The organism is Rhizobacter sp. P5_A1 (assembly GCF_056400745.1).
On sequence record NZ_JBFUKR010000045.1, the window covers coordinates 1 to 25,559 of the forward strand.

At 67.4% G+C, this 25,559-nt stretch carries 31 protein-coding genes and 1 pseudogene; 8 read left to right on the forward strand and 24 right to left on the reverse strand.

Annotated elements, in window-relative coordinates; translation table 11 throughout:
- The first annotated feature begins 174 nt into the window (after nt 1-174).
- Nucleotides 175-1,401, forward strand: coding sequence for a hypothetical protein (locus AC1DTW_RS26840; protein ID WP_477984866.1), 1,227 nt, complete (start codon nt 175-177; stop codon nt 1,399-1,401).
- 16 nt (nt 1,402-1,417) lie between these two features.
- On the opposite strand, the gene hslO is transcribed toward AC1DTW_RS26840, so the two are convergent.
- The 3 genes from hslO to AC1DTW_RS26855 form a co-directional block, all read right to left on the reverse strand.
- Nucleotides 1,418-2,392, reverse strand: a complete 975-nt coding sequence (gene hslO / locus AC1DTW_RS26845; protein ID WP_477984868.1) for an Hsp33 family molecular chaperone HslO — start codon at nt 2,390-2,392, stop codon at nt 1,418-1,420.
- Between the two features lie 127 nt (nt 2,393-2,519).
- Nucleotides 2,520-3,044, reverse strand: coding sequence for a gamma carbonic anhydrase family protein (locus AC1DTW_RS26850; protein ID WP_477984870.1), 525 nt, complete (start codon nt 3,042-3,044; stop codon nt 2,520-2,522).
- 75 nt (nt 3,045-3,119) lie between these two features.
- Entirely contained in the window at nt 3,120-3,368 is a 249-nt protein-coding gene (locus AC1DTW_RS26855) for a hypothetical protein (protein WP_477984872.1), read from the reverse strand.
- A gap of 76 nt (nt 3,369-3,444) precedes the next feature.
- On the opposite strand from AC1DTW_RS26855, the gene AC1DTW_RS26860 reads away from it, so the two are divergent.
- Nucleotides 3,445-4,227, forward strand: a complete 783-nt coding sequence (locus AC1DTW_RS26860; RefSeq protein WP_477984874.1) for a ferritin-like domain-containing protein — start codon at nt 3,445-3,447, stop codon at nt 4,225-4,227.
- Nucleotides 4,224-5,735, forward strand: coding sequence for a M81 family metallopeptidase (locus tag AC1DTW_RS26865; protein WP_477984876.1), 1,512 nt, complete (start codon nt 4,224-4,226; stop codon nt 5,733-5,735). The genes AC1DTW_RS26860 and AC1DTW_RS26865 overlap by 4 nt, the downstream gene beginning before the upstream one ends.
- A 28-nt stretch (nt 5,736-5,763) precedes the next feature.
- Here the strand turns inward: AC1DTW_RS26865 and AC1DTW_RS26870 are convergent, their stop codons facing one another.
- Nucleotides 5,764-7,503 (reverse strand): tannase/feruloyl esterase family alpha/beta hydrolase, encoded by a 1,740-nt coding sequence (locus AC1DTW_RS26870; RefSeq protein WP_477984878.1) that lies wholly within the window; start codon nt 7,501-7,503, stop codon nt 5,764-5,766.
- A 124-nt stretch (nt 7,504-7,627) separates the two neighbouring features.
- On the opposite strand from AC1DTW_RS26870, the gene AC1DTW_RS26875 reads away from it, so the two are divergent.
- Genes AC1DTW_RS26875 through AC1DTW_RS26890 form a run of 4 tightly spaced genes read left to right on the forward strand, consistent with a single transcriptional unit; the run spans nt 7,628 to nt 14,242 of the window.
- The gene (locus tag AC1DTW_RS26875; RefSeq protein WP_477984880.1) at nt 7,628-10,870 is read left to right on the forward strand and encodes an efflux RND transporter permease subunit; all 3,243 of its coding nucleotides are present in this window, start codon (nt 7,628-7,630) and stop codon (nt 10,868-10,870) included.
- A 3-nt stretch (nt 10,871-10,873) separates the two neighbouring features.
- Nucleotides 10,874-12,124: an efflux RND transporter periplasmic adaptor subunit gene (locus tag AC1DTW_RS26880; RefSeq protein ID WP_477984882.1), complete on the forward strand. Its 1,251-nt coding sequence runs from the start codon at nt 10,874-10,876 to the stop codon at nt 12,122-12,124.
- On the forward strand, nt 12,121-13,575 hold the full coding sequence (locus tag AC1DTW_RS26885; protein WP_477984884.1) for an efflux transporter outer membrane subunit: 1,455 nt from the start codon (nt 12,121-12,123) through the stop codon (nt 13,573-13,575). The genes AC1DTW_RS26880 and AC1DTW_RS26885 overlap by 4 nt, the downstream gene beginning before the upstream one ends.
- Before the next feature lie 28 nt (nt 13,576-13,603).
- Nucleotides 13,604-14,242, forward strand: coding sequence for a glutathione S-transferase family protein (locus tag AC1DTW_RS26890; RefSeq protein ID WP_477984886.1), 639 nt, complete (start codon nt 13,604-13,606; stop codon nt 14,240-14,242).
- Between the two features lie 18 nt (nt 14,243-14,260).
- Here AC1DTW_RS26890 and AC1DTW_RS26895 read toward each other — a convergent pair whose 3' ends face one another.
- From AC1DTW_RS26895 to AC1DTW_RS26990, 20 genes are all read right to left on the reverse strand, one after another.
- Entirely contained in the window at nt 14,261-14,746 is a 486-nt protein-coding gene (locus tag AC1DTW_RS26895) for a RidA family protein (RefSeq protein ID WP_477984888.1), read from the reverse strand.
- An 11-nt stretch (nt 14,747-14,757) separates the two neighbouring features.
- Nucleotides 14,758-14,958: a hypothetical protein gene (locus AC1DTW_RS26900; protein WP_477984890.1), complete on the reverse strand. Its 201-nt coding sequence runs from the start codon at nt 14,956-14,958 to the stop codon at nt 14,758-14,760.
- 2 nt (nt 14,959-14,960) lie between these two features.
- Nucleotides 14,961-15,443, reverse strand: a complete 483-nt coding sequence (locus AC1DTW_RS26905) for a RidA family protein (protein ID WP_477984892.1) — start codon at nt 15,441-15,443, stop codon at nt 14,961-14,963.
- Nucleotides 15,440-15,862: a VOC family protein gene (locus tag AC1DTW_RS26910; RefSeq protein WP_477984894.1), complete on the reverse strand. Its 423-nt coding sequence runs from the start codon at nt 15,860-15,862 to the stop codon at nt 15,440-15,442. Before AC1DTW_RS26910 ends, AC1DTW_RS26905 begins: the two co-directional genes overlap by 4 nt.
- A complete protein-coding gene (locus AC1DTW_RS26915; protein ID WP_477984896.1) occupies nt 15,859-17,193 on the reverse strand; it encodes a S41 family peptidase in 1,335 nt (444 codons plus the stop codon). Before AC1DTW_RS26915 ends, AC1DTW_RS26910 begins: the two co-directional genes overlap by 4 nt.
- A 13-nt stretch (nt 17,194-17,206) precedes the next feature.
- On the reverse strand, nt 17,207-17,455 hold the full coding sequence (locus AC1DTW_RS26920) for a hypothetical protein (protein WP_477984898.1): 249 nt from the start codon (nt 17,453-17,455) through the stop codon (nt 17,207-17,209).
- 73 nt (nt 17,456-17,528) lie between these two features.
- Nucleotides 17,529-17,969 (reverse strand): YybH family protein, encoded by a 441-nt coding sequence (locus AC1DTW_RS26925; protein WP_477984900.1) that lies wholly within the window; start codon nt 17,967-17,969, stop codon nt 17,529-17,531.
- Between the two features lie 16 nt (nt 17,970-17,985).
- A complete protein-coding gene (locus tag AC1DTW_RS26930; protein ID WP_477984902.1) occupies nt 17,986-18,738 on the reverse strand; it encodes a class I SAM-dependent methyltransferase in 753 nt (250 codons plus the stop codon).
- A gap of 1 nt (nt 18,739) precedes the next feature.
- Nucleotides 18,740-19,120: a DUF4345 family protein gene (locus AC1DTW_RS26935; RefSeq protein WP_477984904.1), complete on the reverse strand. Its 381-nt coding sequence runs from the start codon at nt 19,118-19,120 to the stop codon at nt 18,740-18,742.
- A 35-nt stretch (nt 19,121-19,155) separates the two neighbouring features.
- Nucleotides 19,156-19,737 carry a GNAT family N-acetyltransferase gene (locus AC1DTW_RS26940; protein WP_477984906.1) on the reverse strand — a complete coding sequence of 194 codons (582 nt, stop codon included), beginning with the start codon at nt 19,735-19,737 and terminating at the stop codon, nt 19,156-19,158.
- A 9-nt stretch (nt 19,738-19,746) separates the two neighbouring features.
- A complete protein-coding gene (locus tag AC1DTW_RS26945) occupies nt 19,747-20,145 on the reverse strand; it encodes a nuclear transport factor 2 family protein (protein WP_477984908.1) in 399 nt (132 codons plus the stop codon).
- Nucleotides 20,145-20,540, reverse strand: a complete 396-nt coding sequence (locus tag AC1DTW_RS26950; RefSeq protein WP_477984910.1) for a GFA family protein — start codon at nt 20,538-20,540, stop codon at nt 20,145-20,147. The genes AC1DTW_RS26945 and AC1DTW_RS26950 overlap by 1 nt, the downstream gene beginning before the upstream one ends.
- Nucleotides 20,541-20,573: 33 nt before the next feature.
- Nucleotides 20,574-20,948: a VOC family protein gene (locus AC1DTW_RS26955; RefSeq protein WP_477984912.1), complete on the reverse strand. Its 375-nt coding sequence runs from the start codon at nt 20,946-20,948 to the stop codon at nt 20,574-20,576.
- Nucleotides 20,949-21,020: 72 nt separating this feature from the next.
- Nucleotides 21,021-21,416: a VOC family protein gene (locus tag AC1DTW_RS26960; protein ID WP_477984914.1), complete on the reverse strand. Its 396-nt coding sequence runs from the start codon at nt 21,414-21,416 to the stop codon at nt 21,021-21,023.
- A gap of 88 nt (nt 21,417-21,504) precedes the next feature.
- On the reverse strand, nt 21,505-21,912 hold the full coding sequence (locus AC1DTW_RS26965) for an MAPEG family protein (RefSeq protein ID WP_477984916.1): 408 nt from the start codon (nt 21,910-21,912) through the stop codon (nt 21,505-21,507).
- Nucleotides 21,913-21,999: 87 nt separating this feature from the next.
- Nucleotides 22,000-22,374 carry a GFA family protein gene (locus AC1DTW_RS26970; RefSeq protein ID WP_477984918.1) on the reverse strand — a complete coding sequence of 125 codons (375 nt, stop codon included), beginning with the start codon at nt 22,372-22,374 and terminating at the stop codon, nt 22,000-22,002.
- An 87-nt stretch (nt 22,375-22,461) separates the two neighbouring features.
- A complete protein-coding gene (dfrB, locus tag AC1DTW_RS26975; RefSeq protein WP_477984926.1) occupies nt 22,462-22,698 on the reverse strand; it encodes a trimethoprim-resistant dihydrofolate reductase DfrB in 237 nt (78 codons plus the stop codon).
- Between the two features lie 306 nt (nt 22,699-23,004).
- A complete protein-coding gene (locus AC1DTW_RS26980) occupies nt 23,005-23,460 on the reverse strand; it encodes a hypothetical protein (RefSeq protein ID WP_477984920.1) in 456 nt (151 codons plus the stop codon).
- A 148-nt stretch (nt 23,461-23,608) separates the two neighbouring features.
- Nucleotides 23,609-24,589: an IS5 family transposase gene (locus AC1DTW_RS26985; RefSeq protein WP_477984922.1), complete on the reverse strand. Its 981-nt coding sequence runs from the start codon at nt 24,587-24,589 to the stop codon at nt 23,609-23,611.
- Between the two features lie 109 nt (nt 24,590-24,698).
- The gene (locus AC1DTW_RS26990) at nt 24,699-25,388 is read right to left on the reverse strand and encodes a cupin domain-containing protein (protein ID WP_477984924.1); all 690 of its coding nucleotides are present in this window, start codon (nt 25,386-25,388) and stop codon (nt 24,699-24,701) included.
- Nucleotides 25,389-25,417: 29 nt separating this feature from the next.
- Between AC1DTW_RS26990 and AC1DTW_RS26995 the strand changes: the two are divergent.
- Nucleotides 25,418-25,559: pseudogene (locus tag AC1DTW_RS26995) on the forward strand (IS110 family transposase); the annotation flags it as partial.

Consider the following 25,559-nt stretch of genomic DNA (forward strand, 5'->3'; position numbering starts at 1 on the left):
CGCGCCGCCTGTGCCGCGCGGCGTGCAGGCGCGCTGCGCGAACCGCAACCCGATCCTGCAAGGCATCTGCGAATCGCGCGAGTGCGCTCGTGCCGAACATGCCGGCGAGCTCGTGTGCCAGCGCATCAAGGCCGCCGAAGACCGTCGGCGCCAACAAGAAGGAGGAGGATGACCATGACCGACCCGACCCCACAACCCGGCGCGATCGGCGGCCTGTCGACCGATGCGTTCGCGAGCCTGTTCCAGGCCATCAATGGCTTGCGCAACCGGCGCGCGCTGGTCGCGATGCTCGGCTGCATGGTCATCGGCGTGCTCGTGGCCGCGGTGTTCTCGCTGATCGCCGCGCGGCTGGGCTTCTTCATTGCGTTCCTCGGCGGCCTCGCGATGTTCATCGCCGGCGCGACCGGCGTCAACGCGGCCGGCGTGCTGCTGATGGATCAGGCGCGCGGCGTGCCGTCGCGCCCGCTGACCGATGCGGTGGTGTACGGGCTGATGTGCATCCCGAAGTTCATCGTGCTCGGGCTGACGCTGCTGCTCGTCGCGCTCGCGGTCTTCATCGTGCTGGCGATCGTCTACGCCATCTGCAAGATCCCGGTGCTCGGGCCGGTGCTGTTCGTCGCCGTGTTCCCGCTTTCGGTCGTGATCTCGGGGCTGACGCTGTGGGGCCTGTTGCTGTGCCTGTTCCTCGCGCTGCCGGCGATCTGGGAGGGCGCGACGATCACGCGCGCGATCGCGCAGACGCTGGCGATCGCGCGCAGCCGGCTGGTCGAGGCAGTGCTGCTGCTGGCGGTCGTCGGACTGCTCGCCGGCGTCGTCGGCTTCATCGTGTTCAGTGCGCTGTTCAGCGGGCTGATGCCGGCCGTCGGCATGTCGGCGGCGATCCTCGGCGACGACGAGTTCGCCGCGATGCTCGGGATGATGCGCCAGCACGGCGAGATCGCCGCCAGCGCCGGCGCGGGCTATGCGATCGCGGCCAGCATCGGCGCCGGCCTGCTGTGGGCACTCACCGGTTCGCTGCTCTCGCTGGTCTACCTGCTCGGGCTGAACCTGGTGTACTTGCGCGTCACCGAAGGGCTCGATGTCGGCGCCACCGAAGCCGCACTGAGAACCCGCCTCGACGACGCGAAGCGCCAGGCCGCCGATCTCGGCCAGAAGGCACGCGAGGCCGCCGAGCGCGCCCGCGAGCAGGCGCGGCAGGCGGCCGCGACCGCACAGGCCAGCGCGGCCGCGGCAGCGAAGCCGCCCGAGACGCCAGCGCCGCCGCCCGAAGCCCCGGTGCGCGCGATGCCGCCGGACTCGACCACGCCCGCGGTCGCGAAGACGCTGACCTGCCCGCAGTGCCTGTCGGCGGTCGGGAAAGAAGACGTGTTCTGCGGCGTCTGCGGCTACAAGCTGAAGTAGCGGCCGTCTCGGCGCCTCAGTGCGTCGACGCCGACCCCGGTGCCTGCCGCCCGATCGGCGTGAACAGTTCGCCGACGTCGATCGGGTCGAAGTGGTACTTGATGCCGCAGAAATCGCAGCCGATCTCGACCCGGCCCTGCTCGGCCACGATGCCGTCGATCTCGGCGCGGCCCAGGCTCTTCAGCATGCTGCCGACGCGCTCGCGCGAGCAGCTGCAGACAAAGCGCGGGCCTGCGTCGCCGCGCATCGGTGCAAAGCGCCGCAGCGGCTCCTCCCAGAACAGCCGGCGCAGCAGCGTGTCGGCATCGAGCGTCAGCAGCTCGTCGCGGGTCAGCGTGCCGGCGAGCAGCGCGATGCGGTTGTAGGCCTCGTCGAGGCCGATCAGGTCTTCGTTGCGCTGTGCACCCTGCAGGTTGCCTCCGCCCTGCACCGGCAGGCGCTGGATCAGCAGGCCGGCGGCGACGCTGTCGTCGGCCGCGAGGATCAGCCGCGTGTCGAGCTGCTCCGACTGCAGCATGTAGTGCTCCAGCACTTCGCCGAGATGCTGCAGCGGCTCGCGGTGGTCGCCGTGCAGCGCGACGACGCCCTGGTACGGCTGCTGGCCGGGCCGCTTGTCGCGCGGGTCGAGCGTGATCGCGCAGCGGCCCTGGCCGTGCACATTGACCATGGCCTCGAGCTGCGCCGCGTCGGCCACGTCGCCGATGACCTTCGCGGTGACGCGAAACGCGAGGTCGCTCTGCACCTCGGCGACCGCGAGCTTGACCGGGCCGTCGCCGAATATCTGCAGCACCAGCGCACCGCTGAACTGGATGTTGGACTGCATCAGCACGCCGGCCGCGGCCATCTCGCCGAGCAGCGCGCGCACCGGTGGCGCAAACGCATCGGCCGCGGCGGCGCGGCGCGCCAACACCTCGCGCCAGCTGTCGGTCAGGCGCACCAGCATGCCGCGCACCGGCAGCCCCTCAAAAATGAACTTGTGCAACTCGCTCATGACAACCCCCCGCCCGCCGGGTACGGCGCGCGACCCCCCAAGGGGATCTCGCCCGCCCGGGGCCACAAGGAGCCCCTTCGCGGCCCTTGGCGGCCCGGCGCCGGGCTCGAAACATCCGCCGATTGCATCAAGCGATCTTCTTCAATCCGTTCTTGAAGCGCTGCGCGTTCTGCACGTAGTGCGCGGCGCCGCGTCGCAGCCCGGCGATCTGCTCGGGCGTCAGCTGGCGCACCACCTTGGCCGGCGAGCCGAGGATCATCGAACCGTCGGGAAACTCCTTGCCTTCGGTGACCAGTGCGCCGGCGCCGACCAGGCAATCCTTGCCGATCCTCGCGCCGTTCATCACGACGGCCTGGATGCCGATCAGCGAGCCGTCGCCGACCGTGCAGCCGTGCAGCATCGCCTGGTGGCCGACGCTGACGTTCTCGCCCAGCGTCAGCGGAAATCCGGGGTCGGAGTGCAGGATGCTGCCGTCCTGCACGTTCGAGCCTTTGCCGATGTGCAGCCGCTCGTTGTCGCCGCGCAGGATCGCACCGAACCACACGCTCGCGTTCTCGGCCAGCTCGACGTGGCCGATCACCTCGGCGCTGTCGGCGACCCAGGCACCCTGCGCGAGTTGCGGGCTGTGTTCGTCGAGCTGGTAAAGAGCCATGCGGTTCGCCGGTCAATCGTTCGGAAAAGCCGCGATTCTAGGGCGACGCTCCGAGGCGCACCGGGCGCAGGGTCGTCAGTCGCGCGGGGCCCTGCGCAGCGCCGACAGGTCGCTCCACTGCGAGGGCGTCAGGTTGTCCTCGAACAGCCGCGCGGCGGCCGTCTCGGGTTCCAGCCCGTGGCAGCACGGCAGGTCGCGCAGCGTGTTCGCGAGGTCGGCGGCGTCGATCAGCGTGACCACATCGTCGAGCTCGCGGATGCGCGCGGCGCAGCGCCGCACCCAGTCGCAGCGACTCAGCGTTTGAGGCGGGACGTTGCGCGACATGGGCGGCATCCTAGTGGCGCCGCGGGCCGGTGTCGAGGCCTATCATTCCCGGATGGATACGGGGCCTGAGGTGGCGATGTCGGCGCGGCAAGCGGCGCTCCGAGCCCTGTGCCTGAGCGATCCGGTCGCGAAGGCCGCGCAGGCGCGTGCGTTGTTTGCCGCGCTCGATGATGCGGCGATCGACCCGGCCGAACCGATCGACGCGCCCGAAGCCCTGCCCGGCCGTCCCGAGTTGCCGCGCCTCGTGCCGGCGAAAGACGTGCCGACACGCTCGCCGTTCACCCGCGAGGGCCACGCCGCGCTGCTGCACGCGGTCACGCACATCGAGTTCAACGCGATCAACCTCGCGCTCGACGCCGTCTGGCGCTTCGGCGGCATGCCGGTCGCGTACTACCGCGACTGGCTGCGCGTCGCCAGCGAAGAGGCGCTGCACTTCAGCTTGCTGCGCGAGCATCTGCTCACGCTCGGCGCCGACTATGGCGCCTTCGATGCGCACGACGGCCTGTGGGCGATGGCGCAGCGCACCGCCCACGATCCGACCGCGCGCATGGCACTGGTGCCACGCACGCTCGAGGCGCGCGGCCTCGATGCGGCGCCGCCGATGCAGGCCAAGCTGCGCCGGGCCGGCGACCTGCGCGCGGTCGAGATCCTCGAGGTGATCCTGCGCGACGAGGTCGGCCATGTCGCGATCGGCAACCACTGGTACCGCTGGCTGTGCACACGCGATGGCCACGACCCGGTGGCCCTCTACGGCGAACTCGCCGCGCGCTACCAGGCGCCGCGCCTGCGGCCCCCGTTCAACCACGCCGCGCGGCAGGCCGCGGGCTTCACCGACGCAGAAATCGCGCTGCTCACATGACAACCGTCTTCGTCGCGGGCTTCCACCACGAGACCAACACCTTCGCGCCATCGCCGGCCGACTGGGACGCGTTCACCTGCGGCGCCGGCTACCCGGCCTACGCGCGCGGCGACGCGATGCTCGCGCAGATGGCGCCGACGGCCCAGGCGATCGGCGGCTTCATCGGCGAAGCGCTCGAACACGGCTGGGAACTGCGGCCCTCGGTCTGGGCCGGCGCGATGCCATCGAACCGCGTGACGACCGACGCGTTCGAGCGCATCTGCGCCGAGATCGTCGCCGACCTGCAGCAGCCCGGCAGCGTCGATGCGATCTTTCTCGACCTGCACGGCGCCGCGGTCGCCGAATGCGCCGACGATGCCGAGGGCGAGCTGCTGGCGCGCATCCGCGCCCTCGTCGGGCCTTCGCTGCCGATCGTCACGACGCTCGACCTGCACGCGAACGTGACCGCGCGCATGCTGAAGCTCGCCACCGCGATGACGGCCTACCGCAGCTACCCGCACGTCGACATGCGCGACACCGGCGTGCGCGCCGCGCGCATGCTCGCGCGCCGCCTCGTGCCGGCGGCGGCCGAGCGCGCCGTGCATGCCGAGCGCGTGCCCTTCCTGCTGCCGCTGAATGCGCAGTGCACGCTGATGCAGCCGGCGGCCTCGGTGATCGGCCTGATCGAGCAGATCGAGGCCCAGCACGATGTCGAGCTGAACTTCTCGATGGGTTTCTCGGCCGCGGACTTCGCCGAGTGCGGGCCGGTGCTGTTCGGCTACGGCATCGACCCGACACGCGTGCAGCGCGCGGTGCGTCAGCTGTACACCGAGGTCGCGGTGACGCGCCGCGCCGACTGGACGCTCGAGCTGCTCGGGCCGCTGGCCGCGGTCGAGCAGGCCGTCGCGCTCGCGCTCGAGGCCGATCGACCGGTCGTGATCGCCGACACGCAGGACAACCCGGGCGCCGGCGGCGATGCCAACACCACCGGGATGCTGCGCGCGTTGATGCAGGCCGATGCCGGCACGCGGCTCGCCGGCCGCGTCGCGATCGGGCTGGTGTTCGATCCCGCCGCGGCGCGCGCCGCGTGCGCGGCCGGGGTCGGGGCGAGCGTGGCACTCTCGATCGGCCGCGCGGTGCCGACCTGGGACGGCACGCTGACCGAAGCGCCGGTGCAGGCGCAGGTGCGCGTGCTCGCGGTCAGCGACGGCGCGGTCACGATGCACGGCCCGATGACGGCCGGCGCGACGATGCAGCTCGGCCCGAGTGCCTGCGTCGAACTGCAGGGCATCAAGGTGCTGCTGGCGAGCGCGAAGGCGCAGATGCTCGATCTCGACCTGTACCGCTACCTCGGCGTCGATCCGGCGCAGATGAAGCTGCTCGTCAACAAGAGCTCGGTGCACTTCCGCGCCGCCTTCGGGCCGATCGCGTCGACGATCCTGATCGCCAAGGCGCCCGGCCCGATGGCCGCCGATCCGGGCGATCTGCCGTGGACGAAGCTGTCGCCGAGCGTCGCGCCGCGGCCCTGAGCCGCGGCGGCGGGCCGGCATCGCGAGGTCAGCGGTTCGGCAGCAGCAGGTCGCGTTGCCGCAGCGCGTTCCGCATGTGCAGCAGGTCGCCCGGCCCGACGCTGCGATCCTGCACCTTCGGTGTCACGCACGCGAAGCTCGATGCCGCGTTGATGTCGCCCGAGCCGTCGTAGGTCGCCTGAGCGGGATACGGGCACACCGGGCGCTGGCGGACCACCGCACCGCTCGCATCGAAGCGCGAGGCGACGATCTGCTCCGGCGCGACGCCCTCCTCGACCCACTTGATCACGGCGCGGACCACGTGGTGCTCGGCGTCGCGCCAGGCCTTCGGCGGCTCCGGCGCGCCGCCACCGATCGAGCTCGGCCCGGTGCTGCCGCCGCAGTGCGCGACGCCGGGCAGCATGAACAGCCGGTGGTACCGCTGCACCTGCTGGCCGAAGGCCTGTGCGGTCGCGGCCACCCCCTGCGGCGTGAGCTTGTCGGTCTGCCGATCGAACTCGGCCTTCGGCAGTGCGCCCAGCTTCTCGAACTGCGTCAGCGCGTAGAAGTAGCCGATCGAACCTTCAGGGGCCACGACCGAGTCGTTCCAGCCGTGGTACTGGATCAGCTTGCCGCCGCGGTTCTTGAAGGCGGTCAGGTCCGGGCTCGGGGCCGCGGTGATCGGTGTCAGCGCCGTCTTCACCTGGTCGTAGACGGTCGAGAAGTCGATGTCGCGGCGCCATTCGAATGGCGGGCTCTCGACGCCGTAGACGAAATGGCCGATGAACTTGCCGTAGCCACCGTTGTCGGCGAAGTTCGGGTCCCAGTCCGCCTCGGAGCCGAGCATCGCGCCGGTGTAGCGCTGCGCGCCGGTCTCGGTGTGCGTGCCGGCGTACATCGCCTTGACGACGGCCAGTTCCGGCGCCGTCAGCGTCTGGTCGCCGGCGGGCCCGAGCGATTCGATGTCGAACTGGCAGGCGCGCGGGTTCGTGATCTGGCCGTCGGCCAGGCCGTCGTTCGCGTCGCAGGCCTGCAGCACGCGCTGCGTGACGAGCGCGCGCTTCGCCGCGCTGATGACCGGCGGCTGCCCGAGCACCGGCACCTGGTTCTTGCCGGTCCACAGCAGCCACATCAGCAGGTCCGGATAGAAGTTCGAGGGCGCGCCGGCGACGATGCCGTCGAACAGCTGCGGGTAGTTCTGCGCCAGCATCAAGGCCTGCCGCCCGCCGTTCGAGCAGCCCTCGAAGTACGCGTGGCCGACCGGCTTGGCATAGAAGGCCGCGCTCAGCGCCTTCGCCGCGGTCGCCACGTGGTAATGCGCGCGCAGGCCCCAGTCCTTGACCTTCTCGGGGTGGTTCAGCGTCCAGCTCGCGGCCTCGCCGCCGTCGTGCCCCATGTTGCTGCCGGCCGAGACGAAACCGTCGGCGACGTCCTGTGCGAGACGCGCGTACGGCGTCGCACCCGCGTAGCCGCCGGTCCCGTTGACCTTCAGGCGCGCGTTCCAGGCATCGACCGCGGACGGCAGCCAGACCTCGAACTTGATCTCGGAATCGGCCGACGGCCGGGCCACGCCCTGGACGCGGCAGAACGGAACGCCGACCGTGACGCCGGAGATCGTCGTCGGCGGGGTGACCAGCGCGGCCGAGCTGATCGTCGCCCCCTCGGCGCTGACGCCGGTCAGGTCGCTGCACGTCCATGCGGCGGCGTGCACGGCGCCCGATGCACCGATCAGTGCGATCGCGATCGCCGCTCCGACGGCGGGCCGAAACTCTGTTCGTGTGTGCTTCATCGTGGCTCCCGAATCACCCTGCTCTCGCACCGGCCGGCCGGTCCGGCCCCGAAACGCGCCGCGCGATATCTGAATATCATCCGCTCTTCGCCGGCAGACGGCAGACGTTGCGCATCGGTTCGACATGGTTGAGCTCGCCCTGAAGCGTCCGTACACGTTCATCGTCATGGCGATGCTGATCGTGCTGGCGACGCCGTTCGCGCTGCTGAAGATGGCGACCGACATCTTCCCCGAGATCGACATCCCGGTCATCAGCGTGATCTGGAACTACAACGGCCTGTCGGCGCAGGAGATGGGCCAGCGCATCGCCTCCCAGACCGAGCGCAGCCTGACGACGACCGTCAGCGACATCGAGCACATCGAGTCGCAGTCGCTGGCGGGCGTCTCCGTCATCAAGGTGTTCTTCCAGCCGAAGGCGAACATCCAGACCGCGATCGCGCAGGTCGTCGCGATCGGGCAGACCCAGGTGCGCCAGCTGCCGCCGGGGACGACGCCACCATTGATCATCAAGTACTCGGCGTCGAGCATCCCGGTGATCCAGCTCGGGCTGTCGAGCCCGACGCAGCCCGAGCAGTCGGTGTTCGACACCGCGATCAACATCTTGCGGCCGCAGCTGATCACGATTCCCGGCGTCGCGGTGCCGTTCCCGTACGGTGGCAAGAACCGGCTGATCTCGGTCGACCTCGACATGCCCGCGCTGCAGGCACGCGGCCTCGCGCCGGCCGACGTGGTCAACGCGATCAACCTGCAGAACCTGATCCTGCCCTCCGGCACCGCGAAGTTCGGTGCCACCGAATACACCGTGAAGATGAACGGCTCGCCGAACGAGATCGCCGGCCTGAACGACCTGCCGGTGCGCACGACGGCCGGCAACACGACCTACCTGCGCGACGTGGCCAACGTGCGCGACGGCTTCTCGCCGCAGACCAACATCGTGCGCCAGGACGGCGCGCGCGGCGTGCTGCTGTCGGTGCTGAAGAACGGCGGCGCGTCGACGCTGGACATCGTCGCGAACCTGCGCGATCTGCTGCCCAAGGTCACGCAGGTGCTGCCGGCCGACATCAAGATCACGCCGCTGTTCGACCAGTCGGTGTTCGTGAAGGCGGCCGTCAAGGGCGTCGTGATCGAGGCGCTGATCGCCGCGTCGCTGACCGCGGCGATGGTGCTGCTGTTCCTCGGCAACTGGCGCAGCACGCTGATCATCGCGCTGACGATTCCGCTGTCGATCCTGAGCTCGGTGCTGGTGCTGCAGGTGCTCGGCGAGACGCTGAACCTGATGACGCTCGGCGGCCTGGCGCTGTCGGTCGGGATCCTGGTCGACCAGGCGATCGTGACGATCGAGAACATCGAGCGCCACCTGCACATGGGCACCGGACTGAACGAAGCGATCCTGACCGGCGCACACGAGATCGGCGCGGCCGCGTTCGTCTCGACCCTGTGCATCTGCATCGTGTTCGTGCCGATGTTCTTTCTCTCGGGCGTTGCACGCTTCCTGTTCGTGCCGCTCGCGGAAGGCGTGGTGTTCGCGATGGTCGCGTCGTACCTCCTGTCGCGCACGCTGGTGCCGACGCTGGTGATGCTGCTGATGGGCCGCGTGCATCGCACGCAGGGGCACGCGGCGCATGCCGAGGGGCCGGCCGGCGACGCCAGGCCGAGCCTGCTGCAGCGGCTGTACCGCAGCTTCGATCGGCGCTTCGAGCGCGTGCGGCGCGCCTACACGCTGGCGCTGTCGTCGCTGCTCGCGCACCGCGCGAAGTTCGCGCTGCTCTTCCTCGCGTTCTGCGTGCTCTCGTGCGGGCTGTACCCGTTCCTCGGGCGCGACTTCTTCCCGAGCGTCGACGCCGGCCAGATCCGCTTGCACATGCGCGCGCCCACCGGCACCCGCATCGAAGAGACGGCGCGGCTCGCCGACCAGGTCGAGGCCGCGATCCGCGAGCTGATCCCGCGCGACCAGCTCGAGACCATTCTCGACAACCTCGGCGTGCCGAACAGCGGCATCAACCTGTCGTACAGCAATGCCGGCACGATCGGCACGCTCGACGGCGAAATACAACTTTCGCTGAAAGAGGGCCACCGGCCGACCGACGAATTCGTCTCGCTGCTGCGTGCCGAACTGCCGAAGCGCTTTCCGGGCATCGAGTTCTTCTTCCAGCCGGCCGACATCGTCACGCAGATCCTGAACTTCGGTCTGCCGGCCGCGATCGACGTGCAGTTCACCGGGAACAATGTCGGCGCGAACGCGGCGCTCGCCGCCGAGCTGACGCGCGAGATCCGCAAGATCCCCGGCGCCGTCGACACGCACGTGCACCAGCGCCTCGACGGCCCGAGCCTGGACATGCAGATGGACCGCTCGCGCCTGCAGCAGCTCGGCCTGACCGCATCGAACGTCGGGCAGAACGTGCTGATCGCGCTGTCGGGCAGCTCGCAGACGGCGCCGGCGTTCTGGCTCAACCCGCAGAACGGCGTGGTCTACAACATCGCGGTGCAGACGCCGCAGTACCGCGTCGACTCGCTCGATGCACTGCTGAACCTGCCGGTCGCCGGCGCCGGCGCGACCAATCCATCGGCGGCTGGCGGCGGAACACAGCTGCTGGGCAACATGGTCGAGGTCAGCCCGGCGCGCCAGGCGGCGATCGCGTCGCGCTACAACATCCTGCCGGCGATCGACGTGTACGTCAGCGTGCAAGGCACCGACCTCGCGAGCGTCGCCACGCAAGTGCAGCAGAAGGTCGACGCGATCCAGAAGAAGCTGTCGCGCGGCAGCCAGGTCGTGATGCGCGGCCAGGTGCAGACGATGGAGTCGTCGTTCATCGGCCTGGGGGTCGGCCTCGCGATGGCGATCGTGCTGGTCTACCTGCTGGTGGTCGTGAACTTCCAGTCGTGGGTCGACGCCGCGATCATCATCGCCGCGCTGCCGGCCGCGCTCGCCGGCATCGCGTGGATGCTGTTCATCACCGGCACGACGCTCTCGGTGCCGGCGCTGACCGGCGCGATCATGACGATGGGCGTGGCCACCGCGAACAGCATCCTGCTCGTCTCGTTCGCGCGCCAGCGGCTGCAGGACGGCGTGCCGCCGCTCTCGGCCGCGCTCGAGGCCGGGGCGACGCGCATCCGCCCGGTGCTGATGACCGCGCTCGCGATGATCATCGGCATGATCCCGATGGCGCTGGGTCTCGGCGAAGGCGCCGAGCAGAACGCGCCGCTGGGCCGCGCAGTGATCGGCGGGCTGCTGTTCGCGACCGTCTCCACCCTGCTCTTCGTGCCGGTCGTGTTTGCCGGCGTGCACCGACGGCTCGCGCAGCGCCGGGCCGCGCATGGCGCGCCGCCGCCGCGACCGCCGATCCAACCTTTGCCCCAGGAGTCCTGACCGATGACCGAACAACGCCACGCGGCGCTCGGGATCCACGGCATCGACGCGGCCGGCGGCGCTGCCGCCGACCACGCCGAGTTGCTGAAGCGCCGTCAGGTCTTGCGCCGCGCCCGGCTCGTCGCGATCGTCGTGCTGCTGCTGCTCGCGCTCGGCGCCGGCCGCACGATCTTCAGCCGCATCGCCAACGCGAAGGCGCTCGAGACGGGCACCGTCGAGCGCGCGGTGCAGTACGTGAAGACCGTTGTCGCGAAGGGCGGCGACGCCGGCCAGACGATCGCGCTGCCCGGCACCTTGCAAGGCCAGGTCCAGGCGCCGATCGCCGCGCGTGCCAGCGGCTACCTGAAGCGCTGGACGCGCGACATCGGCAGCCGGGTCGACAAGGGCGAGCTGCTCGCCGAGATCGAGACGCCCGAGATCGACCAGCAGCTCTCGCAGGCGATCGCCGCGCGTCAGCAGGCCGCATCGAGCCTCGAGCTCGCGAAGAGCACGCTCGCGCGCTGGGAGGGCCTGCGCCAGAAAGACGTGGTCTCGCAGCAGGAGCTCGACGAGCGCCGCAGCGGCGCGAGCCAGGCGGTCGCGAACGTCGCCGCGGCGGAGGCGAACGTGCAGCGGCTGCGCCAGACCGAGGGCTTCAAGCGCGTCACCGCGCCGTTCGCCGGCGTGATCACGCGGCGCAACGTCGACGTCGGTGATCTGATCGACGCCGGCGGCGGCACCAGCCGGGCGCTGTTCGTGCTGACGCAGACCGATCCGCTGCGCGTCTACGTCAACGTGCCGCAGTCGTATGCGCAGCTGATCAGGCCCGGGCAGAAGGTCGTCGTGACGCAGGCCGAGCTGCGCGACCAGCGCTTCGAGGGCACGGTCGCGCGCACCGGCGCATCGCTCGATGCGGCGACGCGCACGATGCAGGTCGAGATCGCATTGCCGAACCGCGACGGCACCCTGCTGCCGGGCGCCTATGTGCAGGTGCAGCTGCCGCTGGCGCCATCGAACACGTCGATCGCGGTGCCGGCGAACGTGCTGCTGATCCGCGCCGAAGGCATCCGTGTCGCGGTCGTCGACCGGCAGGGCCAGGTCAGGCTGCGGCCGGTCAGGATCGGGCGCAACCTCGGCGAGACCGTCGAGGTGCTCGACGGTGTCAAGCCCGACGATGTGCTGGTGCTGAACCCGTCCGACTCGATCGCCGATGGCGACAAGGTGGCCATCGCACCGGCCGGCGCGTCGGCCTCGGCGGCGAGACCGACACCGTGAGCCGACGCCTGGCGGCCGCGCTCGCGCTGCTGATCGTCGGCGGCTGCGCCAATGGGCCGGCCTATCAGAAGCCGGCGATCGCGATGCCGGTCGCCTGGAAGATCGAGCCGCCGTGGCGCGAGAGCGCGCCCGACGACGCGGCCGCGAAGGGCCTGTGGTGGCAGCGCTTCGGCGATCCGCAGCTCGACGCGCTCGAAGCGCAGGCGCTGGCCGACAACCCGAGCCTGCAGATCGCGAGCGCGCGGCTCGCGCAGGCGCGTGCGACGGTCGCCGGCGCGTCGGCCGGCCTGTTCCCGCAGATCGGCCTCGGCGCGCGCGCGCAGCGGCTGAAGATCTCCGAGAACCGGCCGCTGAGCAACTATGGTTCGCCGAATTTCTCGACCGTGCAGAACGACTACGCGCTCGCGCTGTCGGTCAGCTACGAGCTCGACCTGTCGGGCCGCGTGGGGAGCGGGGTCGAAGGTGCGCGCGCGTCGGCCGAGCAGTCGGCGATCGACCTCGAGAACACGCGGCTGCTGCTGACCGCCGATCTCGCGAGCGCGTATTTCAACCTGCGCGGCCTGGACGCCGAACTCGACGTGCTGCAGCGATCGATCGCGCTGCAGCGCCGCGCGCTCGGCTTCGTCACGTCGCGCCACGAGCTCGGTGCGACCTCGGGCCTCGATGTCGCGCAGCAGCAGGCGCTGCTCGACAACACGCTGACGCAGATCGACGTGCTGCGCCGCCAGCGCGATCCGTTCGAGCACGCGATCGCGACGCTCACCGGGCGCCCCGCCCCGCTCTTCACGCTCGCGCCGGATGCGCGCGCGAACCCTTCGCGCGAAGTCACACCACCGCCGGCGATCGCGCTCGGCGTGCCGTCCGATGTGCTCGAGCGCCGGCCCGATGTCGCCTCGGCCGAACGCGCGATGGCCGCCGCGAATGCGCAGATCGGCGTCGCCCGCGCGGCGTTCTACCCGAGCATCGTGCTGGCGCCGTCGGCCGGCCTCGACAGCCGCGAGCTCTCGAGCCTGTTCAACGCCCCCAGCCTGTTGTGGTCACTCGGCGTCTCGGCGACGCAGACGATCTTCGACGGCGGGCGCATCCGCGCGAACGTCGACTTCACGCAGGCCGGCTACGACGCGACCGTCGCGAACTACCGGCGCACCGTGCTGACCGCGATGCAGGAGGTCGAGGACGGCATCACCGGCCTCGCGGCGCTGGATCGTGCCTCGGCGCAGGCGCGCCGCGCGGTCGACAGCGCGCAGCGCGTGCTCGAGATGGCAACGAGCCGATACGAGGGTGGCGCAACGAGCTACCTCGACGTGATCACCGCGCAGCAGGCGCTGCTCGGCGTCGAGCGCCAGGCGACGCAGCTCGCGAGCCAGCGCCGCGTGACCTCGGTGTTTCTCGTCAAGGCGCTGGGCGGCGACTGGCAGCGCGCGCCGGAGCGGCAATCGCGCGCGCCCTGAAGTTCATGCTTTCTGAAGGAGACACGCGATGCAACTCATCGGCATGCTGGATTCACCCTATGTGCGCCGCGTCGCGGTTTCGCTGCAACTGCTCGGGCTGCCCTTCGAGCACCGGTCGGTGTCCGTCTTCAGGGGATTTGCGCAGTTCGCGGCGATCAACCCGGTCGTCAAGGCGCCGACGCTGGTCTGCGACGACGCCACGGTGCTGATGGATTCGACGCTGATCATCGACTACGCCGAAGCGCTCGCCGCGCCGCGCAGGAGCCTGATGCCGAAAGGTCTCGCCGAGCGCCGGCGCGCGCTGCGCGTGATCGGCCTGGCCTTGGCGGCCTGCGAGAAGAGCGTGCAGATCGTCTACGAGCACAACACGCGGCCGGTCGAGAAACGGCACCCGCCCTGGCTCGACCGCGTGACCGGCCAGCTGCTCGCCGCCTGCGGCGCGCTCGAGGCCGAGCTGGCGCGTGAACCGCTGGCCGCGACCCGCGCGACGATCGACCAGGCCGGCGTGAGCACCGCGGTCGTCTGGCACTTCATCCAGCAGCTGACACCCGACGCGGCGCCCGCGGCGACGCATCCGCTGCTGCAGGCGTATTCACTGGCGGTCGAGCAGCTGCCCGAGTTCACGGCCGCGCCGCATGGCGAAGGCGTCTACCGTTCGATGGCTTGAGCGCGTCAGCGCTTCGCTCTACCCGCGGATCTCGACCTCGGCTTCGATCTCGACCGGGATGTCGAACGGCAACTCGGCCATGCCGACCGCGCTGCGCGAATGGGCGCCCGCCGCGGCGCCCCACAGCTCGAGGATCAGATCGGAAAACCCGTTGATGACACTCGGCTGCCGGTTGAATCCCGGCGCCGAGTTCACCATGCCGAACACGCGGCCCCAGTTCTCGATGCGGTCGAGGTCACCGAGCGTGCGCTGCAGGCTGCCGAGGATCGACAGCGCCGTGAGACGCGCCGCGGCGTAGCCTTGCTCGACCGTGATGTCTCGCCCGAGCTTTCCGAGCGGCCCCGCGATCGAACCGTCGGCGTTCTGCGGGCCATGCCCCGAGACGAGCGCGCGCCGGCCGATGACGCGGACGAACTGGAACGGCAGCACGACGCCGGGCGGCGGCTTGATCGGCCCGGGAAGCACCAGCCCGAGGGCCGCGAGTCGTTCTTCGATCCTGGACATGCGTGCAAGCCTCACTCGTCGAGGAAGCCGCCGCGGTAGAAGCACCAGGCGGTTCCGTCGTGCAGGTAGAAGTGACCGTCGGCGCAGAAGTCCTTGCCGGGAAAGTACTCGCGGTACGCGCGCGGCACGAGGCGTGCGAGTTGCTCGTCCGAGAGTTCGTCGAACTGGTCGGGGGTGATCGGCTGACCGACCTTGAGCCTGCGTGCCTCCATCGTCAGGCGCCGGACGTGGCGCCGTCGCGCCTCACTTCGACGATGGCCTTCAGCGTCAGCGGCAAGCCATTGCGCAACGAGCTCACGCCGACGACCGAGCGGGCATGAACGCCCGAGGCGCCGAAGACCGCCACCAGCAGGTCGGACGCGCCATCGAGCACCTTCGCGTGCTCCTCGAACTCGGGTGCCGCATTGATCGAGCCGTGAAGCTCGACGACCCGGGCGACCCTGTCCAGCGAGCCGAGCTCCTTCCTGATGACTGCGAGCAGTTCGGTGCAGGCGGAGCGCGCGAGCGCGTATCCCTCGGCCGTCGAGTACTCGTGCCCGAGGCGCCCTTTCGGCGGCTGGCCGTCGATCGGCAGCGGTGCCTTGCCCGACAGGAACAGCAGGTCACCGGTTCTGGCCGCACTCGCGTAGTTGCCCGCCGGGCCACTGCCGGAAGGCAGCTCCAAGCCCATTTCCTTGATTCTTTGTTCTGCACTCATGTCGATCGAGACCCTTCGATGGAACGCTGCGCGGGCTGCAGCAGATCCCACAAGTTGCCATAGAGATCGCGGAACACCGCGACGGTGCCGTAGGGCTCCTCCTTCGGCTCGCGGACGAAGACGACACCCTTGGCCCGATACGACGCGTAGTCACGCCAGAAGTCGTCGGTGAACAGGAACAGGAACACGCGGCCGCCGGTCTGGCTGCCGATGCGCGAAGACTGCTCGTCGCCCACGGCGCGCGCCAGAAGTATCCGCGATTCGGTCGCGCCGGGCGGCGCGACCACGACCCAGCGCTTGTCCTGCGCCGCGATGTGGGTGTCTTCCACCAGCGTGAAGCCCAGGGTCGTTGTGTAGAACGCGATCGCCTCGTCGTAGTCACGCACGACGAGCGCGATCTGGCCGATCGATTGCTTCACGGCACGCTCCTTTCGGGCCGCGCGCTGCGACAGTCTTTCAATTTGCCGCGGCCGGATCGTTCGCCCTTCAGCAGGGCCAAGCTGGCGGCCAGGTCGATCGCCGAGCGCAATTCAAGATCCTGGCTCGATGCCGATTCGATGCCCGAACCCGCCAGCGCGCAAGGAACGAAGGCTTCGCGAGGCGAGCCGTCGATGTGAGACAGCTTCTCGGTCGGCACGCGCACGACGATCCTCGAGTGCGGCAGCGTCGTCTCCCCGTTCGCGCCCAGCAGGTGAGCCATCGGCTGGCCCAGCACCGGTGCGCCGCGCGTGGCGTTCAGGCCGATCGCGAGTCCCTCGCCCATGCTGCCCGTCCAATGGCCGACGAGCACGACGACCGGGCCGGTGAAAGCCGCGCCCCGCGGCACCACATACTCGACCCACACCCGCCGGATGCCGGTGCTGCGCGATTCGGACACCAGCTCGTGGCGCTGGTACGGAAGCGCCCGGTCGACGAGGCGACCCATGATGCCCCGCGCCACCGACGAGTTGCCGCCGCTGGGCGTGTCTCGCAGATCGATCACCAGCGCCCGCGCGTCGCCAAGGTCGGAAAGCGCCTTGTCGAAGGCCTGCACCAGCGCTTGCTCGCCGAGCGAGTTGTTGATGCGGACGTGGTCCACGCGGCCCACGCGCCGATGCGCGAGCGGTTCGGTCGGCTCCGGTCGGCCGGGCACGAACGCGAGTTCGCGGACCGTGCCTGCCGACCGGATCGAGAGTCGAGTGCTGGCGCGGTCGCGACGGCCGGCGAGCGCCACCTGCAGCGCCCACTCGCGTGCGGCGGGGTCGTCGCGGGTCAGAAGCTTCGGCTCGATGGCATGCACGACGGCGTCGATCGTCTCGCCGTCGATCGCCACGACCTGCATCCCGGCTCGCAGGCCCGCACGCTCGGCGCCGGAATCCGCGCGCACCGCCGAGACGATCGCCTTGCCCTCCTTCCAGGTGGCGAACAGATCGGCGTTCGTCGGCACCAAGCGAAACGACCGCGGCGTGTTCGTGCCCAGATGAGCGTGCATGTCGTAGAGCTCGCCGAGCGCGTGTTCCAGCAGCTCGATGAATGCGTCTCGGCCTGTCGCGCCCGCCACCTGAGGCGCGTAGACACTGCAGACGCGATTCCAGTCGGTCGTCTTCTGATCGAAGTACGCGTACTCGTCGCCGACGAAGCGGCAAAAGGCGGCGAAATCCGCCGCCCGCTGCTCGGCCGTCAACGCCCCCGACTCGTCGGCACTCGAACCGGACGAGCCGATCGCGATCAGCACCGCGATGGCCAGCCGTGGCCACGCCCCGAGCATCATCGACTCAAAAGCCTCACTTCGGGCCCCAACGCCAGCTCGGAGGCTCGCCCTTGAGATAGCAGATGGCCAGGAACGCCACCGTGAGCGCCCCCGCGTAGGCCGAGTAGAAGAGCGTCTGCCGGTGCGGATCGAAGAGAAACGGCCCGAGCACCTGCGCACCGGCAAACATCAGCACCGCCAGCCAACCCTGCCACCGCGTCGGCAGGCCCCAGCCCCATCCGTAGCGCTTCGCAGGAAACCAATATGTCGATGGCTCGTTCATGGCGCGCTCGCTTTCGCTGCAGGCTGCGGTTCGATCTTCGCGTGAATTCGATGGATGGCGCGAAGGGCCGCTCTCAGGGCCCGCTCTCGCGCCGGAGAATGGCCTTCAGGTCTTCGAACCCCACCGGCGCCGAAGTGTGTTCGTGCACGATCCTCAGAACGTGACCGCTGCGCCTGAGGCCCCAGCTGATGCGGTTCTGCATCGCGCGCAGTGGCTCGCCCTGGCTGGAGATGCCGGTGTACGCGACGATGGCACTGACGATCGCGAAGTCGCGATCCGGCACGGTCTGCACGTCCTCGAACGTCACCTTGACCTTCTCGGTTCCCAACGAGGTGAACCAGCCCTCGACCGCCCGTTGCCACGCCTGCGCGCCCTCGTAGGACCAGACGCCCCAGGTATCGAACACGCGCACGCTCGGGTCGTACAAGCGCATGAAGGCATTCACATCCGCCGCCAGAACCGCCGACTTGTATGACTCGAGGATTCGGGCAACTTCCTGTTCGACATCGGCCATTTCTGCTCCTCTGCTTTCACGCGATTTTCTGCGCCAGAACGGTCCAAAGGAAGCACTCTCCGAACAGCCCGCTTTCCGCGCTTGGCTTGTTCATCTGGCGGATCTCGCGAACCTGCAGGCCTCGGGACCACATCTCGCGCAGGCGCTCCTCGGTGTAGCCCAGCCCACCGCCCATCGAACGGCGTTGGTAGACCTCTTCGTCCGAGTAGCCGCTGCCGCCTTCGGGCCGGAAGCAGGTCAACCCGAACCAGCCCCCAGGCTTCAATGCGCTGACGACCAGGTCGACATAGCTCCGGCGCCGATGTGGCGGCACGTGATGAAAACAGCCGGCGTCGTAGACCAGATCGTAGGCGCCGGGCTCGAGCGCCAGCGCGAAGACATCCTGGCGCGTCAGGGCGATGGGCACGCCGGCCTCGGCGATGCGCTCGGCGGCCCAGTCGACGGCCGATCGGGAGTAGTCGACTGCTTCGACCGAGAACCCGTGTCGAGCCAGGAAGATCGCGTTCCGTCCGTTCCCGCATCCGAACTCGATGGCCCGGCCCGGGCGAATCAAACCTTCGTCACGGACCCACCTCGCCAGGCTCTCGTCGGGCGAGGTCACGAAGAACGGGCACGGCTTGGCACGGTCGGCGTAGAACGAATCCCACCAGGGGCTCTCATGCGCGACGAGCAACGCGTCCAGCGCGGCCAACTCGCGCTCGGTCAAACGATCGAAATCGCGCGGCATTCTTCGCGGGGGCACCTCAGGCATTCGCGGACGACGGCCCATCTCAGCGCGAATACGAGTGGGCGATGGCCAATACCCACGGCAACGCGAGTTCGGGGGCGAGGTAGCCCAACCAGACCGCCCTCGGTTCGGGCAGTCCCACCCTGCGCATCGACAGCAGCCGCCCGCAGCCGGCCACGAAGACACCGCCGGCGATCAGGTAGACCAGCGTACCCTGCTGCCTGACCGTGACCGCCGCCCAGCCACAGATGACGCCCATCGACAGGTACGCACCGGCCATGAAGCGATGGACGTTGTCCAGGCGTGGCGACGTGTCCGGCTGACCGAGGTACATCTGCAGGGAGCCGCCGAAGACGGCGATGGCAGAGAAGGCGAACAGGCAGACCCGAACGACGATCTGGCTGACGGAGAGCGCAGTATCCATGCAGCGAGGGTAGCAGCACCGCGTGCCGAGCGGCGCTATGCGCGCTCCACGCGGCGCGGCATTCTGGGGCCCTGATTCCATTCGCGTCGGAGCAGGCCATACATGGCTGCGTCGGAGATCTCGCCATCGACGATGCAGCGCTCGCGGAAGAGCCCTTCCTTCGAGAACTTGAGACGCTCGAGGACGCGTGCCGATCGTTCGTTCCTGGGATCGGTGTCGGCTTCGACGCGATTCAAGTCCAGGTCGATGAACGCGTAGTCAAGGAGCGCGGACAAGGCTTCATGCATGTACCCCTGGCCCCAGCTCCGGGAGCGCAGGATGTACCCGATCTCCGCGCGCCGACACTGCGCGTCGATGCGCCAGAGCGCGCAGGTTCCGAGCAACTCTCCGCCGGCGGCCGACTCGATTCCAAGGCGCAGGTAGTCGTTGGTCGTCAGGGCAAGATCCCGGGCGACCATCGCGCGTCCGCGTTCATCGTTCTTCCAGATCGACGCATCCCAGTACCTCATGGCGCTTGGATCGGCGTGGATCTCGAAGAGCGGAGCGACGTCTGCTTCCCGCAACGGCCGAAGCTCGAGCCTCGCTGTTCGAATGGGCAGGTTCGCGAAGGCTTGCATGCGGCGGTGCTAGGCAATGCGAGTGGCCTGAGACCAGACGACCTGCCAGAAGCCATCGTGCAGTTCGTAAGAGTCCGTGTGCCAACAGAAGAACGACGAAGTGCTGCCGGACTGCGAGGGCATCTCGAGCCCGGCTCGATAGCGAAGGAGCACGACCTTGCTGAACTGACGCACGCTGATGTCAGCGGCCTCCCACCTGAGATACGTGATAGCGCCGGTTTGAACCGCGTTGAGATAGGACTCGCGCGAACGGGTGTTGCCTCCAGGGGTGACGAGATGGAATTCCGGCGAGTGAAGCGCCTCGGCAAGCTCCATGTCTCGTGCCACCAGCGATCGCAGACGCGACCGCTCCAACGCGCGGAAATCATCGGCAGAGGAAACGACTTCCGCTGAATTGACAGCAGCCATCACGCCATGTGCTCGATGTCTTTCGGCATCTGCACCCAACCGTGCATCCGATCCTCGTAGACGGAGAACGACGGAGCAGGAAAGTCAGGATCAGCGAATGCGCCAACGGGGATGGCGATGAACGCTTCTCGACCTGCCATTTCGTAGAAGATCGTCGATCCACACTGGGGACAGAACGTGAATGTGACTTCGGTTCCCTCGTCACCGATTCGCAGAAACTTCGTTCCCCGGCCGGTAATCTGTACGGCCTCCCTCGAGAACCGAGCCTGCGCACCAAAGACGCTTCCGGTGCGGCGCTGACACGCAAGGCAGTGGCAGACGGATACCCGGATTGGATCCGTGCTGACCTTTGCTTCGAGTTGTCCGCAGCAGCAGGAGGCGATTCGCCGATTCATGGTGATGATTCCTGCGAAGTCTGGATGGGCGGATTACGCCTCGGGTTCGTGGCAAACCACTTCGATGTTGTGCCCGTCCGGACCAATGACGAAAGCTGCATAGTAGTTCGGGTGGTAGTGCGGGCGCAGACCAGGCGCGCCATTGTCTTTGCCACCCGCCTCCAGAGCCGCCCGATAGAAAGCTTCGACTTGCCGGCGATTCTCGGCCGTGAACGCCAGGTGAAGATGCGCCGGCCTCTCCTCGGTTTGGTACAGGCACAGCGAAGCCTTGCCCTTTGGGCTGAGCTCGACACCGTAGGTCGGCGGCCCTTCCGAGACAACGGCTACGCCGAGCGGTTCGAGTGCGTTGAGAAAGAACGCTTTGCTCGCTGCATAGTCGCTGACGCCGAATTTGACGTGGTCAAACATGAGCTCTCCTGAAGCGCGTGGGCCTGCGCGGGGCCTAACGGGGGAAGGAAGTCGCCCTAAAAGGGCTAGGCATCACGCCGCGGCCTTTGCAGCTGCGTACTCGTATGTAGTGATTTCATACGGATTACCGTCTGGGTCGCTGAAGTACAGAGACATGGATACCCCGTGATCTTCCGTGGTCATCTTCAACGCCGTGAATGAAGCAAGATGAGCGCGCCAGCCGCGAAATGCGTCCGCGCTCACGCGAAGTGCCACGGTGGCTCTGTTCTTCTGGTGAGGCCGCTCAAACAATGCGATGTGAATCGTGTTGTCAGAATCCTGGAGCGTGAGCGGGCCACCGCCCTCGGCCCAAAACTCGAGATCAGGCGTTCGGGTGAGGCCCAAGACACTTGCGTACCAAGCCTCCGCAGCGGTGCGGTCTTGGACGAAGACGTGGATGTGATCGAAGCCGAGAAGCGATGGTGTCATGGCGTTGCGCTGCGAGAAGTGGACCGCGGGGTTCCGTGATACCTAACGTTTGACATGAGCGGCGGCTGTGGATCGGGCTCAAGCTTTCTCACATCACTTTTCGCAGCAGTTCGATCGCGAATGTCAGAAACGCGATCCAGGCGACTGTGAACAATGCGGTACGGGCTTTGAATTGACTGAAACCAGTGATGTGTACAACGGCATGTGCGGCGCGCGCGTAGAAGTAGACGGCAGCGGACGCCACGGTAATGGGGGTCGACACCCCAGCTGCATGAGCGATGAGAACAATTGGTGCGAAAGTTGCGAGGTTCTCGACAGCATTGATCTGCGCCCGATTGGCGCGATTGACCCAAGCAGGTAGTGGCGACGTGGGTGCGACCTTGTAATCGGAAGGCTTCAAGGGTCCGCGAGTCAATACGTAGCCTATGACGACGGGAATCCAGAGCACGCCAGTGAGGGCGGCCGTGAACAAGAGATAAAACAGTTCGGTTGTCATCCTTGCCTCCAGCTGGTTAGTCGATACCACCGCGCCGGCATCAGTGCGCTGCTGACGCCCAACGTTTGACCACCGCGGTGGTGCCGCTCAGTCGATGAATTTCCAAGTGCCCGCTCCATCGAACCGGCGTACCTGAACGGACTCTATAAGGCGCGGATCAAAATTGTTCAGATTGACGCCGTGCTTGCCGCCTGGCTCGGGGACAAGTGGTTCCCAATGGGTGGCGCACCCGCAGGTCTTGCAGCGTACATTGCGCAGCGTCTTGTCACCCCAGATGTACCCGGCCGTATTCTCCGGATGCCCTTCTATCCGAACTGATCCGAACTCGTAGTACGCCCAGAGTCCGCCAAGGCGCCGGCAGATCGAACAGTTGCACTTGGTCGCCTTCTCCGGCGCTGAGGGCAGCGTGAGACGAACTGCACCGCAGTGACATGAACCGTGTAGCAGTTGTTCCTCAGACATGGTGGACTCGCTTTGGTTTCCTGTGCCTAACGTTCGAGGTGAAGCGCAAATTGCAGCTTGCTGCAATTTGTCGCCTCGACTGAGGGGTCAGGCCACGCGTTCAAGCGCTGCGACCGGGTAAATTTGCACAGAGCCCGGATGTGCTTCGGACTCGACGGCGTAGCCCTCTGGCGTCAGCTGTGTGCTGTACCAGCCGACGATATGGCCCTGCCACGCGGCGCCAGACTTTTTGCGAACGCGATCTCCCAGCCCAAACGTCGCGGGAAATGGCGGTTGGATCTGGTGATCGTGTGATGCACCGACGGCAACGCTACTCTTTTCCACATTCAACCTTTCGTTAAAGCCGCTCGACTCGAAGCGCTGCCAGTACCCCCTCGGTCGGGGACAGGAAATTTTAGCTTTCGGCACTCGGTTGAGCAAAGTTGCCGCCAGCGCCGGCTGCAAGCTTTCGCGCCATATAGGCAGCGGGTAATTTCGCTCAGCTGTGGCTGGTCAACCCACGCCGACTGGCGCTGACTCTGCTGGCGCACCGAGATGCCTCTGCTGCGCGGCCGAACGTTTGACATGAGCTGCAGCCGGAAGCCAGCTGGCTGGAGGCTGTCTGCTCGATGGAGGGGTTAGAACCTCGTCTCACTTTGCATTGCTGGTTTCTGGGAAATAGCGACTTGCCAGCTCTTCGAAGCGGGCGAACTGCTGCTGGTTGGCAGAATTCATTTCCTCGAACAGAGATGGGAAAAGAGGTGTTACTGCGCAAGCGTCATTGTGGGCCGACGAAGCGCGGGCGAAGAAGCGCCTCATGGCGGCCACCTTCTTGCGCTGCAGGTCAATGACCTGTTGGTCCACCATCATCTCCTGCATGTTGACCAGTGAATCCGGCTTCGAGCAGCGCCCCGACTGCATGCAGTTGACGGCACGCTCCATGATCTTCTTATAGGTAACGCTTCCAGCTTGGGCAGTCAGCGACATCATTTCGTTCAACTTCTTGTCGAGTTCCTGCGCACAGGCTGACGGTTCCATTTGACCGGAGGCTTGAAGCGACGCGGTCACGAGTGCTGCGACTGCCAGAGCTTTGAGTTGGATTGGCATTTAACGTGGTGGTTGATGCTGAAGAGGTTCTAAGGAAGGTCTGAACAACGTGAAAACGCGATCGCGTTGGACCTGTTCAGCCGCTGCGCCGAGGAGTTCGGGTTCAAGCGGGGTCGTTTCCAGCGGCCTTCGCCGCGCGGCTCGTCGTTCATGCGCTTCGCGGGCGGACTGGCGCCATTGCCATCAACTGTCGTCGCGCCATCCACAGGTTCGACAGGGCAAACAGCGTCACCACGTGCGCGGTGTTCTTGGCCAACCCGCGGAAGCGAACCTTCGCCAGCCCGAACTGGCGCTTGATGACTCGGAACGGGTGCTCGACCTTTGCGCGCACGCTGGCCTTGCGGTGCTCGCGCTTGCGAGCCGCCGCCTTGCGGCGCCCGTCGGGCAGCTTGGCGATGTCGCTCAGGCGAGCAGCGATATGCCACTGCAGATCCTCGCGGTCGACCCGCGCCTGTGCGCCCCGGTAGCCTGAGTCGGCCCACACATGTTCTTCCTTGCCATGCAACAGCTCGGCGATCTGCTCGACGTCCGCCTCGTTCGCCGCCGTCGTGGTGACCGTATGCACCAGCCCGCTGTGGGCATCCACCGCAATGTGCGCCTTCATGCCGAAGTGCCACTGGTTGCCCTTCTTGGTCTGGTGCATCTCCGGATCACGCTCGCCATCGGCGTTCTTGGTCGAGCTCGGCGCGGCGATGATGGTGGCGTCCACGATGCTGCCGCGCTTGAGCAGAAGGCCCTTGCGCACCAGGTGCGCATTGACTGCCTTGAGGATGTCCTCGGCCAGGTCGTTGGCTTCGAGCAAATGGCGGAAGTTCAGGATCGTCGTCTCGTCCGGGATCGGCTCACCCAGGCTCAGGTGCGCGAACGCGCGCAGCGAGGCGATCTCGTACAGCGCCTCTTCCATCGCCGGGTCGCTCAGCGCGAACCAGTTCTGCATCAGGTGCACGCGCAGCATCGACTCCAGCGGATACGGCCTGCGGCCTCGGCCGGCCACCGGATAGTGCGGCGCGATCAGGCCCAGCAGCGCCTTCCACGGCACGACCACTTCCATCTCATCAAGGAACACCTCACGTCGGGTCTTCTTGCGCTTGCCGGCGTACTCCGCATCCGAGAAACTGATCTGGCTCATCGTTGCGCGCTCCGTCACTGGACTGCATCGATCATGCAAGAACCATGCACTTGTTCAGACCTTCCCTAACGTTCGACGTAAGGGGCAAGACGTCCCCTTGACGGAGGGGCTAGGCGGCATTGTTCGAGCGCTTGGAACCACGCAGTTGATCTGGAAGACCGTCATGGCTTCCGAGCTTTCTCGGCGGCACATCGTGCCACCAATCAGCTGCCTTGAGATCCACGCGACGCGATGGATTCAGTGGATAGACAATGCGATTGCTTGGCTTTGCGGCTTCGCCGCCTACCAAAAGTAGCGCCTCCGTTTCAGTGTTGTTGATGAAGCAGTGACTGATTCCAGTCCCGGCTGGGAATGCCGCAAGGTCACCCTCCTGCATACGATGAACTTCTCCATCGATCCAGGCGTCGACTACGCCTTCGATGACATAGACGAACTCTTCTTCATCCGATTCAGCATGAGGCCAAGAGGAGCGCCTGCCGGGAGGCAGGCGCTGGAGGTTGATGCCAAGGCGGACCAGTCCCGCAGCGCTGCCCACGCTACGAACAGGGCCCATTTCCTCCTCGCTCTGCGGATAGACGTGGCTACGCTCCGGCAATTCGCCGGTGGATACGATGAATGAAGGGCGTGAACTCATGATTCTCCCGATAAACAAAAACTGCAGGTGTGACGCCTGACGTTTGACATGAGGGGTGCACAAAAGGCGCAGCCTTTTGGGCATCCCCTCGATGGGAATGCGAAGGGACTTCCCACCTTCGGGCAACGGCGACGAAGCGCCAAGATTGGTGGTGTTCGAAGTCATCAATCTGAAGCCTGTGAAAGGGGAAGTCCGTGGAGCAGATTACACGAGGTCAAGCGGTTCGCGTAGGGGTCGATCTCGCCAAGCGCGTGATCCAGGTGCACGCGGTGGACGCGGCTGAGCGCGTGCTCACCGGCCGCGCGTTGTCGCGAGACAACTTCATGCCTTGGTGTG